The following is a 13302-nucleotide window of genomic DNA, read 5'->3' as shown; positions in this document are numbered from 1 at the left end:
TGCAGCTTGGGTGCATCGGTCGGTTGCAAGCACCTTTCAAGGCACGCCGGGGCTGCTGGCGCGACGCTAAAAAGGCGCGGCAGTATACCGCGCCTCTTCAGGGCATACACGCGCCGGCAGTCATTCGTTGGTCGCATACCGAACACTGCTGGCCCCTGTGGCGAGGGAGCTTGCTCCCGCTCGGCTGCGCAGCAGCCGTAAATCGGTATACACAGTGGAACTGAAATCTCGAGTTGGCTGGATTGGGCCTGCTGCGCAGGCCAGCGGGAGCAAGCTCCCTCGCCACAGAGGGCGGCATCAATCCGACAATCGGGTCATGCATTTGACGTCAATTTTTGGCGCCGAAAATCGATGGTCATTTATCGACTACGCCTCTAAAGTGGCATCCGGTCTGTAGAGTAGGACACTCGGTCAGCCTCCTATCGCACGGTGAGTCAACGATTGACCCATAACGCCATTCAACGTCTTTTGCTCAAACGCTTCGCCCTCGCTGCGGCCACCTATGGATTGGCTTTGCTGCTGCTGTGGCTGGCGTTTTTCACCGGGCATTATCCGCAATCACTGAACAGCGTGGCCATCGGCAGCGCGCTGGTGGTGATCTGCCAGGCGACGTTGTTTGCGCTGTTCTGGTCCGGGCGCAATCAGCACTTCGCCGACCCTAGCCTGACCGAGGCGCAAGTGCTGCTCGGTCTCGGCTGGCAGACCTGGCTGATCGCTCATCTGGACGAAGCACGCGGCGCGTTTCTGGTGTTCTATGTGCTGATCCTGCTGTTCGGCCTGTTTCATTTAACCCGGCGCGCGTTCATTCGTTGCGCGCTGCTGGTGTTTTTCAGTTTCTGTGCGATCACCCTCTGGGACGGCTACCACTTCCGTCTGCCGGATCCGGCGCTGGCGGCGTTGCAGGTGTGCATTCTGGCGATGGTGCTGGCGTGGCTGGTGATTTACGCACGCTTTGTCCAGGTCTCACGACAACGCATGCGCCAGCGCCGGTTTGCCCTGCAGGCGCATCAGGACACCTTGCGCGGCATGATGCGCCAGCTCGAAGATCTGGTGGCCACCGATGAGTTGACCGGGCTGTTCAACCGCCGGCATTTTCTGCGTCTGGCTTCCCGCGAACTCGACGACATGGAGCCGGGTGTGGTTCACGGTCTGGCGCTGATCGATCTCGACCATTTCAAACGCATCAACGATCTGCACGGCCATGCCGCCGGCGATCAGGTGTTGCAGGCCTTCGCTGGCGTGGCGGGTGCCTGCCTGCGTGACGGCGACGTGTTGGCGCGTTACGGTGGCGAGGAATTCGTGGTGTTGCTGCCCGACTGCGATGCCGAGCGTTTGACTGCTTGCTGTGAACGCCTGCGCATTGCTTTTACCGACGTCGAGCTGGTAGGCCTGAACGTGCGTAACCTCAGTCTCTCGGCGGGCATGACCCTGCTGGAACTGGGCGATGATCTGGACGACGCCTTGCAGCGCGCCGATCAGGCGCTGTACCGGGCCAAGCGCGACGGGCGCAATCGTTGTGCAGCGGCGTGGGAGAATGTGGATGCCTGAACTTCGGGTCGGTGACCGGCAATGGTCGGTGACGGCGGGCAGCAATTTGCTCGACGCGCTGAATCAGCACGGCGTCGCGGTGCCTTACAGCTGCCGCGCCGGCAGTTGCCATGCCTGTCTGGTGCAGTGTGTTCAGGGTTCGCCCGCCGACAGTCGCCCGGATGCCTTGAGCGCCGAACAGCGCCAGGAAGGCTGGCGGCTGGCTTGTCAGTGTCAGGTCACGGAAGATTTGCAGGTACACACCTTCGACCCGCTCACTGACGGTCGCCCGGCGGTGGTCGAGGCGCTGGACTGGCTCAGTGACAACGTCCTGCGTTTGCGCCTCACCCCACAACGACCGCTGCGCTACAGCGCCGGGCAGCATCTGGTGTTGTGGATCAACCACATCGCCCGGCCGTATTCGCTGGCGAGCCTGCCGCAGGAAGACCGCTTTCTCGAATTCCACCTCGACTGTCGCCAGCCCGGCGAATTCAGCGATGCGGCGCGGCGCCTGCAGATCGGCGACCTGATCCGCCTCGGCGAGCTGCGCGGCGGCGCCCTGCATTACGACACGGACTGGCACGCGCGCCCGCTGTGGCTGCTGGCCGCCGGCACCGGGCTGGGGCCACTGTTCGGCGTGCTGCGCGAAGCCTTGCGTCAGGATCACCAAGGCGCCATCCGTGTCATTCACCTGGCTCATGACGCGCGCGAGCACTATCTGGCCAAACCCCTGGCGGCGCTCGCCGCGCAGCGCGAAAACCTCAGCGTCGAGCTATGGACGGCGGCCGAGTCAGCCGCCGCTTTGGCGCAACTGCGCCTTGTTTCCCGGCAGACCCTGGCCTTAGTCTGCGGCTCAACGGCCAGCGTCGATGCGTTTGCCAAGCGTCTGTACCTGGCCGGACTCCCGCGCAATCAACTGCTGGCCGATGTGTTTTTGTCCCGCCGTTAAGCGCTGAATCTCGTGTGAAGGTGAACTCCTGTGGTGAGGGGATTTATCCCCGATGGGCTGCGCAGCGGCCCCCAGTTTTTCTGAGCGCTGCGCACTCAATCGGGGATAAATCCCCTAACCACAGCAATCCAGCCTCACCACAAAAGAACTTTGTCAGCCCTTTTTAATGTTGAGTAACGCTGATGACCGAAGCCATCCTGCTGGAACGCGAACGCGGTTTGCTTACCCTGCGCCTCAACCGCCCGGACAAGAAAAACGCCCTGACCCGCGCGATGTACAGTCGCCTTGCCGAGGCCCTGAAGCAGGCCGACAGCGATCCTGAAATCAATGCCGTGCTGATCACTGGCAGCGCCGAATGCTTCACCGCCGGCAACGACATCGCCGACTTCATCCAGCAACCGCCGAGCGACCTCGACAGCCCGGTGTTCCACTTCATGCTCAATCTGCTCGAATGCCGCAAACCGGTGATCGCCGCCGTGGCCGGCGCGGCGGTGGGCATCGGCACCACGTTGCTGCTGCATTGCGATTTGGTCTACGTCAGCCGCGATGCGCGGTTGCGCATGCCGTTCGTCAACCTGGGGCTGTGCCCGGAGTTCGGTTCCAGCCTTATCCTGCCGCGTTTGCTCGGGCAGGCCAAAGCGGCCGAGTTGTTGTTGCTCGGCGAAGGCTTCAGCGGGGAGCAAGCGGCGCAGTGGGGCATCGCCAGCGAGGCGCTGGGCAGCGGCGAAGCGGCGCTGAACAAGGCCCGGGAAATGGCTCTGCGTTTCGACGAATTGCCGCCGGACGCGGTGCGCATCAGCAAGCAATTGATGAAGGCGCCGGATCGCGACTTGATCCGTAAGGTGATCGAGGAGGAGGGCGCGCTGTTCACCCAGCGCTTACGCTCGCCGGAGGCGTTGGCGGCGTTGACCGGGTTTATCAAGCGGCATTGAGATTTCGCTGGCCGGGCTGGCCTCATCGCTGGCAAGCCGGCTCCCACAGTTTTTGTGGTGGATGCAAGATCTGTGATCACCGCCTAGCCCTGTGGGAGCTGGCTGGCCAGCGATGAGGCCAGAGCCGATACAAAATCTGTTGGATCAGAATGCAAAAAGCCCCGGCACTCACATGCCGGGGCTTTTGGTTTTCAGCGATTCACTCAGACCTGCGGGTCGCCCACGTGCAGGATCTTCATGCCGTTGGTGCCACCGGTGGTGTGGTAGCTGTCGCCCTTGGTCAGGATGACCCAGTCGCCTTTCTCCACCACGCCGCGCTTGACCAGCTCGTCGATGGCTTTCTGGCTGACTTCGTTCGGGGCCAGCGAAGCCGGATCGAACGGAACGGTGTACACGCCACGGAACATCGCCGCGCGGGCCTGGGCTTCGCGGTGCGGGGTGAAGCAGTAGATCGGCACCGACGAACGGATACGCGACATGATCAGCGGGGTGTAGCCGCTCTCGGTCAGCGCGATGATCGCCTTGACGCCCGGGAAGTGGTTGGCGGTGTACATGGTCGCCAGCGCAATGCTCTCGTCGCAGCGCTCGAATTCCTTGCCGATGCGGTGGCTGGAGGTCTTGCTGGTCGGGTGCTTTTCAGCGCCGACGCAGATGCGCGCCATGGCCTGCACGGCTTCCAGCGGATAAGCGCCGGCAGCGGATTCGGCAGACAGCATCACGGCGTCGGTGTAGTCGAGCACGGCGTTGGCCACGTCGGACACTTCGGCGCGGGTCGGCATCGGGTTCTGGATCATCGACTCCATCATCTGGGTCGCCACGATCACCGCTTTGTTGTGGCGGCGTGCGTGCAGAATGATCTTCTTCTGAATGCCCACCAGCTCGGCGTCGCCGATTTCCACACCGAGGTCGCCACGGGCAACCATGACGGCGTCGGAGGCCTTGATCAGACCGTCGAGGGTTTCGTCATCGGCCACGGCTTCGGCACGTTCGATCTTCGCCACCAGCCAGGCAGTGCCGCCGGCTTCGTCGCGCAGTTGACGGGCGTAGTTCATGTCGGCCGCGTCACGCGGGAACGAAACGGCGAGGTAGTCGACTTCCATTTCGGCGGCGAGCTTGATGTCGGCCTTGTCTTTTTCAGTCAGGGCTGGCGCGGTCAGGCCGCCGCCGCGACGGTTGATGCCTTTGTGGTCGGACAGCGGGCCGCCGATGGTCACGATGCAGTGCAGTTCGGTCGCGGTGGCGGTTTCGACGCGCATCACTACGCGGCCGTCGTCGAGCAGCAGCTCGTCGCCCACGCCGCAGTCCTTGACCAGATCCGGGTAGTCGATGCCGACCACTTGCTGGTTGCCTTCGGTCAGCGGATGGCTGGTGGAGAAGGTGAACTTGTCACCGATCTTCAGCTCGATGCGCTTGTTGGCGAATTTGGCGATACGGATTTTCGGGCCTTGCAGGTCGCCCAGCAGGGCGACGAAGCGACCGTGCTTGGCCGCGAGGTCACGCACCAGCTTCGCGCGAGCCTTGTGCTCGTCGGGGGTGCCGTGGGAGAAGTTCAGACGGGCGACGTCCAGACCAGCCAGAATCAGCTGTTCGAGAACTTCCGGCGAGTTACTGGCCGGGCCAAGGGTAGCGACGATTTTGGTACGACGGACGGACATGCAAAGACTCCTCAGGTTCAAGCGCTCGCAGAGGCTACTACGCTCTTTGGGTGTAGTCATTGTTCGTTTGCACTACTTATTGTTTTCTTTATTGAACGCGACAATCGGAACAAAGGACTCTGAAGATTTCTCGCCCGAGGTCGATAATGATCACAAGACAGGAGAATACCCCATGCGATTCGTGCCCATTGCCGCCCTTGCCCTCAGCGTCCTCGCCGTCACGGGCTGCACCCGTTGGTCGATGAACCATCATCTGAACAACGCCTACAGCGCCTATGACCGGGGCAATTGCGAGCAGGTGATGCTCGAACTGTCCAAGGTCGAACGCGCCAGCCGGGCCCGCCCGTATGTGTGGCCGGAAGTGTCGATGATGCGCGGCCAGTGCCTGGAACGGCAAAAAATGTACATCGACGCGGCGCAGACCTACCAGTTCATCATCGCCTCGTACCCCAACAGCGAATATGCCTTCCGCGCTCGCGCGCGCCTGGAAACCCTGCAGAGCCTGGGTCATTACCCGACGCGCAGCGCAGCGGCCGTGCCAGGTTCGCAACGCTTCTGATGACGGGTGTCGTACAAACGCTGGCCGACTGTACAAGCTGAGCTATAGTCCAGTGATCCGGTTCTGCGCCTGGCGCCTGATCCGGGGCAACACCTGCGACTGGTAGAGGTTGAGGTGATGGCGTATTGGCGACCGTCACACCGGGAGCGGGGAGAGCGTGTCTGCGAGACGGGCACGTTCCGAAGCAAAGGTGCGGCTCTGTGATGGAGCCTTGCATGGCGTACTGCGCATGTTTACCGACCGCCGAATCGAACGGCATCAACTGCCGTACTTCCTCCGGGTGTACAACAGCGTCACCGACAAACCCATCGGTTTTCTGGGCAACGTGTCCGAAGACGGGCTGATGCTCATCAGTCAGTTGCCGATGATGATCGGCGCCGAATTCCGTCTACGCCTGAAAATCCCTGCCAGCGATGGTTGCCAGCAGGTGATCGACCTCAACGCGTGTTGCCTGTGGTGCCAGGAAGACGCAACACCGTTGCATTACGATGCCGGCTTCAGCCTGCAACGCCCGCCTCCGGAATACGGGCAACTGGTCGAGGCGCTGCGCCAGTACTTCAGCTTCCAGCCTTTGCCGGCTTCGGCCTGACTTCGGCGGCGCTCGCACGATTGCCATCGCGGGCAAGCCCGCTCCCACAGTGTCCTCGGTTGATCAAAGCGTTTGTGCACACCACAAATCCCTGTGGGAGCGGGCTTGCCCGCGATGGCGTCAGCCCAGACAACACCTATCTACAGGCTAACCCACAGCAATCGCCCGCTCACTGTCCAGCGTCTTCTGCGCCGCAACGGGAAACATCTGCATGCCGCGATCCACGGAATTGCGCGAGGGTGGCGGCTGAATGCAGGTTAGTCGACCGGGGGAAACCATCACCCAAAACCGGTGCGCCCGAAGGCGACCTGCGACAGCCACCATCGAGTGCGGGGATAGGGAATACCCGACTTGATGACGCTTATGCACATTGGTGAAACCCCCGGGCGACTGAACCCGACCACTGATTGGCAGCGGCACGGATCACGTTACGGGGCATCGGCAAGGCGCACAAGCCGGCGGATTCTGGCGGATCTGTAGGCAAAGGCACAAGGCGATGTAGCCTCCCGGCGCACAGGAGACACACCACGAAATACACGTCGCCGAAACACTACCGTTCGTCGGCACTGTCAGATTTTACAGGTGTGGGCTTCCGTGGGTCGCTGTTAGAACTTGCAACGGCTGCTAATGAGGAGCGCTCATTCATGACTCATAATGTGCAGGGCGATACACAGACGTCGCAGGGTGGCATTGGCGAAAGACCGGCAATCTTTACGCCTATCGGTGGAGAAGTCAGGGGCGTGCTGGCCTTGGTATCAGGTTTATCGTTAGATCTGTCTCTGTACATTGATGTCTTTGAAATATACCCCGATGGTTCACGACGACTCTGCGGTACAGCATTTCCCGGCATGGTATGGATTGCATCCTGTACGTTTTTAAGCTCAGGTCTGAAAACCATCGTTGCCCAATATCGATCGAACAAAATCGACAGTATCGCGGTGCAGTTCCATTTTGTTTTCGAACTACCCGATCCAGGCGCAGTTCCGGTTCCCACCATTGAAAGTCCAGCATCGGGCGAGATGGTCGAGCAGCAGGTCACACTCAGCGGCAAGGGAGTTTATCTGGCCGGGTTACGGGTCTATCCAGACTTCGGTGATCAATCGCTGGGATATTCGGTAGTAGGCTTCATCGGTGATGAGGTCGGCCCAGAACCGGACGTCTGGCGCATGAGGCTCAACTTGGCGCCTGGTACTTGGTCGCTCACGGCGGCGCAGACTTTGCTCGGAAAAACCTCGTTGCGATCGGTGGTTTTGATCAAAGTCCGTCCTGCAGCACTGACCTCCGTCAGCGTCACCTATCCAACTCTCACCACCATCGAGTTTTCCGGTGCAGGGCTTACCAACGCCACAGTCGAGATCACGATTGTCAAAGGCCCGGCAGGTGCGACGCTGCCACCTGCCGTAGTCGTGACCGCAGGCCGTTGGAGAACAACGTCACAGAACTGGCCCATCGGCGACTACGATCTGAAGATCGTGCAGAAGGTTTCCGATAACGCCGGGGGCTGGATTCCCTCGCATGAGTACCTGTTCAAAACTTCATCGAAATTGCCTCCGCCCACGGAAGTGACTCACACCGTTTCCAATTACACCCCCACCTTCACGGGAAAGGGCGTTACCAACGCATCGATCGAGGTTACCGACAAGGCCAATGGCAGTGCGGTTGCGCCGGCAACCACCGTCACGGCGCAAGGCTGGTCGACCCGGGCTTTTCAAGCTTGGGCGCCGGGTTCGACGCGCACGGTGCGAGTCGTGCAAAAACTGGGTAATGCGGTGTCGGATGCGGTGGAGCGGATCATCAATATCGACCGTTTTCCAGCACCGACTGACCTGTCTTATACCGTGGTCGATTACACGCCGATCCTGTCTGGCAAGGGGGTCAGTGGCGCGACCGTGCACGTGACGGACAAGGCAACCGGCGCGCCGATTGCACCGCCTGCACCGGTCACGGCGCAGGGTTGGTCGGCACAGGCCTCTGCACGCTGGGAACCGAATACCATCAAAGTGGTGCTGTTGGTGCAGAAGGACGGTGCGCTGGCTTCCGACCCGGTGGAAATGACGATTACTGTGCCGCTGCTGGCCCCCATCATCACTGCCATCGAGGACGATGGACTGTCACCGAAAATCTCCGGCACCTGCTGGCCCGGCGCGACGCTGAGCCTGAAGTACAGCGACAGTGCGACCGAGCACCGGCCGGTAGGCACCAGCGGCACATGGACCTTCAAGCGCGACGCGGGATTCGCCCCGGACAAGCAGCACACCGTGACGGTGATCCAGACGGTTGCCGGACGCCCGTCACCGCCGGCCTCGCAAATGTTCTCGGTCAGCCCGGAAAAACCGGTCATCACCGAGCCGGATGAAAACGCAGACACCCACTACGACATGACCGTGCGCGGTATCAACGGCTATAGCGGTGCGACGTTGCAACTGCGGGACGCGCAATTCGGGCGGGACCTGGGTGAGCCGAAATTGCTGACCGCTCATGGCGCCTGGTTCATCGAACTGAAAAAACTCGAGTTTCGCAAATACCAGATCGATGCCGTGCAAACCATTGCTGGCAGACCCTCTTTGCCCAGTGCCGTGCGCAGCTATTTTGTCGTGCTGGTGCCGCCGGTCATCGAGGTGCCGGCGCCGAATCAATCGCTGGCCCGTACCTCGACGCTTTCGGGCACCGCCGAACCCTTTGGTCAAGTGACGATCCGGCGTGAAAATCCGAGTGAAATCCTGCTCGATAAAGTCCCGGTCGACTCTTTGGGGAAATGGCGTGCCGAGGTAACGTCGCCGGTCGGCAATTACACCGTAAAAGGCCGGCAATTTATCGAGACCCACGAGTCAAAGGAAAGCGCTCCGCGCACTTACAAAGTGGTGCCTGCCGCTCCGGTGATCGAAAGTCCCGGACGAGGCGTGCACGTCGGTCGTCAGGTCGTTGTGTCCGGCTTCGGCTATCCGGGTGACACCGTTCTTGTGACGCTGACAGGCAATGGCGGCACGGTGCGAGCGAGCGCTCCAGTGCTTGACGACCGTACCTGGTCATTGATGCTTGAAACGGGGCAGTCCCTCGGCCCTGCGGATCTGGTGGCGGTGGCTTCGCGTGATGAGTTCGAATCTGCCGCCTCGGCTGCACTTCCAGTGGTACTGGGCACATATTTGCCAGCGATCGATGAACCGGCGCCGGGGTTCTGGGTAGAAAATCCGCTGCGCTTCGTCGGCAAGGGGCGCACGGGCGTCGGGCGCGTAGTGCCCTGGTTCAACCCTGAAACCGCGCTGAGCGCAGGCATTGCCGTCACTGCTCAAGGCTGGTACGGCGAAGCAACGCAACCCCTGCTCCCGGGCGGTCAGTGGTGTCGATTCCAACAAACCATCACCGACGCAGCGGATGGCTCGACCGTATCCGACTGGGTTGAAAGCGAGCGTTTCGAGATAGCGTCGATTGCTCCGGGAGCCCGACCATGACCGAGCCTTCCATCCGCCCTGTGCAGCAGTGGCTGAAACAAGTCTTCAGTGACGAACAGCGCGAAAGCTACGCCGATTTTTGTGAACACCTCGAAAACGGTGGTTCGATTTTTCCGCTGGTCGAGCAAGGCGTTCAGGGGCTCGTCAAGCATCATCAGTTGAACCCCGATGATGCGCAGACCTTTTTACGCAGAGCCAACAGCCTGGCTGTTTTTGTTCGGCGCCGGTTCATCGAGCATTCGTTGAGCGGTTCGAACGCCCGGGCCACGCGTCCCGCCAGCGGTCTCTTGTCGATGGTCGAAGGGCCAAGCTACGAGCAGCTGTTCTCGCCGGATTTCGATGGCCTGTGTCCGCCGCAGGCACTGGAGTCAATCGTCTCCCCGGTGGCCTACCTGATTGAGCTGTTGCGCTGGATCGAGGAGAAAATATACGCCGTTGGCAGCGCCGAAAAACTCGATTTGCATAGGCGTCGTCAGGATCTGAAGAGGCTGCTGGTTGACTTCAATGCCGTGCATCAGGCGGTGTCGGCGCTGGACATCATCGTTCCGGTGCTCGAAACGTTCATCAAGGAAAACGATAGCGCTACTGACCTCGAAGAGGCGTTGATCCAGACCCGTTATCCCAACGGTCTGCCGTACTACCAGCACTGGGACACGCTTGATTTTGTCGCCCGTGAACATGGCTTGTCGGTGGGAAATATCGTCCAGATGGTGGATTTGGCCTATCCCTACTTCCTGCAGCCCGAGCTGTGGGAGAACAATGCCGGGCGCGCCTTTACCCATGCGTCGCGGTTGGGGCCTCACCAGCGTGAACTGTTGACGGAAGCGCCCACTGACGAGGCAAACAAACTCGAATATTACCAACGCAACTTTGGTACGACCGAAGAAGATTGGCAGGATCTCAATCAGGTAAAGTTCTTTGGCCAGCACACAGGGCTGGACACCCGGGATATCGAGTCGTTGCTGTCGATTCGCGAATTCGCCCCGACGCGTTCGGCCAACGTCACTGTGTATGAAAGCGAGCAACCGGGCGCTGACGAGAGCCAACGATCCGGCTCGGTGTATCTCAATGCCGCGACCAGTCCGGCACTCGGCATTGCTTACAGTGAAGACAGCGCAACTTTTCTGCATCGTTTTACACAAACCCCGGACACCATTGACCGCTACGAGCGAATGAATCGCAAGTTGCGCCTGGATCGATGGCTGGAACTGCCCAGCGAGCAAGTGGACGCGCTGTTGACGGCAGCGATCAGGGCAGAGGCACGTCAGGCGAAACTGGCAACCCCGTGGTGGATTTCCACCCATCAGGTGCAGGCCCTCGGCTTGTTTCAGTCGCTGCGTGAACGTTTTGGCTGTTCGGCAGAGGACTTCGCGGTATTTATCGATGAAATCCCGATTTACGGCCGTGCCGACGCCCTGTCATTGTTCGATCGTACCTTCAACAGCCAGGGCAATTATCGTCAGCCGCTGGTGCTGGACGGCGAAACATTTGCGACGCTGCCGGCGCAGTCTGGGGCGGAGCTGACGATCAGCCAGTTGTGCAGCGGATTGGCTATCGATCTGCAGACTTATGCCTACCTTGCGGTCGCGATCGAACGGGCACACGGGTTTAACGGCACGCTCTGGCGCACCCCGGCAGTCATTTCGAGTTTCTACCGATTGGTGAAGTTGCCACGGTTACTGGGCATCACCCCGGTCGAAGGGGTGCTGATGCTGACCCTGTTGGGTGGCGAACGCTGGGTCGACGGGCTCGCAGGCGTACCGCGCGTGTACACACGGCTCGAAAGCGAAACCCCACCGGATGTGCTCAATCTGATTGATGCCCTGCACGCCTGTGTGTCCTGGAGCAGGGAGCGCGAAATCCCTGTGCTGTGGATGTTGAATCAGGTGGCACCGTTGCAGGCGCTGGCGGTGGCCACGCAGGCTGAGCGTCGGTTGTTTGAGCAGATTCTCAACCTGCTGCCGGCGACGCTGTTCAACAATGCCGGGTTGTCGATGGCTGGCGTACCCTCGCTGGAAGGGCTGGACTGGCTGCAATTGCTGACCAAACTGGTCGACCACAGGGGGTTGATCATCGATCTGCAATTACCCGAGGCCCAATACTTGAGCCTGGCCCGGGAAATTTTCGACCAGGCCATCAGAGAAGGGCTGGGCGAGAACGATGCCAGTGTTCGGGGCGCGCTTGTCGAGCGAATGCTCGGCGTGCTGTTGCAGGCGCGGGAAGCGCAGGTCTCGGTCGCCAGGGAGTGTCTGGTGGCGTATACCGGCCTCGATATCGAACGCGGATTGCTGATGCTGACCTGGGCACAGTCCACGGTTTATCAATTGTTGTCTCAGGTCAGCGCACGTGCCGATCATGATGCCGCTGATGCGCTCAGCCACGCTGCGCGTGCTTCTGAACAACCCGACCCGCTGCTGAGCTTGTTGGCTGAAGTGCGACGTCGCAGCGCCGTGACGAACAAGCTGGATCTGTCTGCGGTGTTGCTCGAAGACTTTCTGCAATACGGCCACAAGGCCTGGATGGCTCAGAACGATCGACATCAGCTGTCGATCCGTACCCTGTATTACCTGAGCATATTGGGTCGGGCCTTCGAGCTGAGCGAGCAGCCGGCCGGCAAACTGCTCGACTACCTGCGTCAGGTCAATGCATTGCCCAGCCCTCTGACAGGCGATGCGTTGCGCCTGGCACAGGCAGCGGCCGCGTTGCGGCTGGCGACGTTTTTCGACTGGAGCGTGCAGGAGGTGCGTGAGTGTGTCAGCCGCATCGACCCGACGTTGAAGATTCTCAAGACACTGCCCCAGCTCGATTTGCTGATGCGCATCCGCGTATTGGCCCGGGACAGCGGCATGGACGCCCTGACGATTTTCCTCGTGGGAAACCTGCCGCAGACCGTAGACCGGGAGGCTTATCGAGTCGCTGCCGAGCGCTCGCTGTTCAGCCTTTCAGACAACCGTGAGTCGGTGGGCGCCTTCGCCGATGAGGTAGTGCAACCGCTGGTCACCATGACCTGTGTTGTAGACAAGACTGAGGTGGTGGCCGGCAAACCCGGCGAGAAAGTGATGTTTACCGTGACGCTGCGCGATGCCGACAAGCGGCCACTGAGTGGCGTCAATGTGTACTGGCAAGTGAGCCTCGGCACGATTGTGGCCAAGGCCACTGAAGTCGATGGAACGGTATCGGTCGAGTATCTGCCGGGCAAGGTCATGGGGCAGGAAACGCCGCTGTTCTGGCTTGACTTGATCGATGCGCAACAGGCCCCGGCCATCAACATCTCCGATGACCCTGAGACGCTCTTCTTCCCGGGACCATTAAAGTCTCTGGAGCCGCTGGAGCCGGTTCCTGCGGGGCAGGAAGTCGCGTTGTACGCCACGCTGCGCGACAACTATCGAAACCCCGGACGCAACCGTCTGGTGCGCTGGTTTGCCCGACCCGCCAGTGGCAGTAGCGGCTCGGCGGTGATCCGTCCCGAACAGAATTATGCCGATGCCGAGGGGGTTACACGGGTGTACGTGTCGAGTTCGTCCGGTGGCACGTTCATTTTCAGCGTGCGCTGCGAAGCCAATAACAGCCAAATAGATTTTGACCCGGTCACTTTCACCGAAGCACCGATTCTCCAATGACAGCGTTGGTTGACGCAGCGTC

The 13302-nt window shown here is 60.7% G+C and carries 8 protein-coding genes; 7 read left to right on the top strand and 1 reads right to left on the bottom strand.

All coding sequences use genetic code 11. The features are described from left to right. Positions 1-441 precede the first annotated feature (441 nt). From ACYZUM_RS19550 to ACYZUM_RS19540, 3 genes are all read left to right on the top strand, one after another. A complete protein-coding gene (locus ACYZUM_RS19550; RefSeq protein ID WP_473061063.1) occupies positions 442-1548 on the top strand; it encodes a GGDEF domain-containing protein in 1107 nt (368 codons plus the stop codon). Beyond that, positions 1541-2476, top strand: a complete 936-nt coding sequence (locus ACYZUM_RS19545) for an iron-sulfur-binding ferredoxin reductase (RefSeq protein WP_473061062.1) — start codon at positions 1541-1543, stop codon at positions 2474-2476. The genes ACYZUM_RS19550 and ACYZUM_RS19545 overlap by 8 nt, the downstream gene beginning before the upstream one ends. A gap of 182 nt (positions 2477-2658) precedes the next feature. Beyond that, positions 2659-3408 (top strand): enoyl-CoA hydratase-related protein, encoded by a 750-nt coding sequence (locus tag ACYZUM_RS19540; protein ID WP_198758904.1) that lies wholly within the window; start codon positions 2659-2661, stop codon positions 3406-3408. A 203-nt stretch (positions 3409-3611) separates the two neighbouring features. Here the strand turns inward: ACYZUM_RS19540 and pyk are convergent, their stop codons facing one another. Next, on the bottom strand, positions 3612-5063 hold the full coding sequence (pyk, locus tag ACYZUM_RS19535; RefSeq protein WP_041068487.1) for a pyruvate kinase: 1452 nt from the start codon (positions 5061-5063) through the stop codon (positions 3612-3614). Positions 5064-5235: 172 nt separating this feature from the next. Here pyk and ACYZUM_RS19530 point away from each other — a divergent pair, with 172 nt between their 5' ends. The 4 genes from ACYZUM_RS19530 (at position 5236) to ACYZUM_RS19515 (ending at position 13280) form a co-directional block, all read left to right on the top strand. Further along, positions 5236-5622: a tetratricopeptide repeat protein gene (locus tag ACYZUM_RS19530; RefSeq protein ID WP_414904890.1), complete on the top strand. Its 387-nt coding sequence runs from the start codon at positions 5236-5238 to the stop codon at positions 5620-5622. A 229-nt stretch (positions 5623-5851) separates the two neighbouring features. Further along, complete coding sequence (locus ACYZUM_RS19525; RefSeq protein WP_430292399.1) at positions 5852-6211, top strand: PilZ domain-containing protein; 360 nt, start codon at positions 5852-5854, stop codon at positions 6209-6211. A gap of 644 nt (positions 6212-6855) precedes the next feature. Continuing rightward, positions 6856-9660, top strand: coding sequence for an Ig-like domain-containing protein (locus ACYZUM_RS19520; protein WP_473061061.1), 2805 nt, complete (start codon positions 6856-6858; stop codon positions 9658-9660). Beyond that, entirely contained in the window at positions 9657-13280 is a 3624-nt protein-coding gene (locus ACYZUM_RS19515; RefSeq protein WP_473061060.1) for a Tc toxin subunit A, read from the top strand. Before ACYZUM_RS19520 ends, ACYZUM_RS19515 begins: the two co-directional genes overlap by 4 nt. The last annotated feature ends 22 nt before the right edge of the window (positions 13281-13302 follow it).

It is taken from the genome of Pseudomonas sp. m6p (assembly GCF_055760375.1).
The sequence above is the reverse complement of the archived record's forward strand: the minus strand, read 5'-3'. Positions and strand labels throughout refer to the sequence as shown.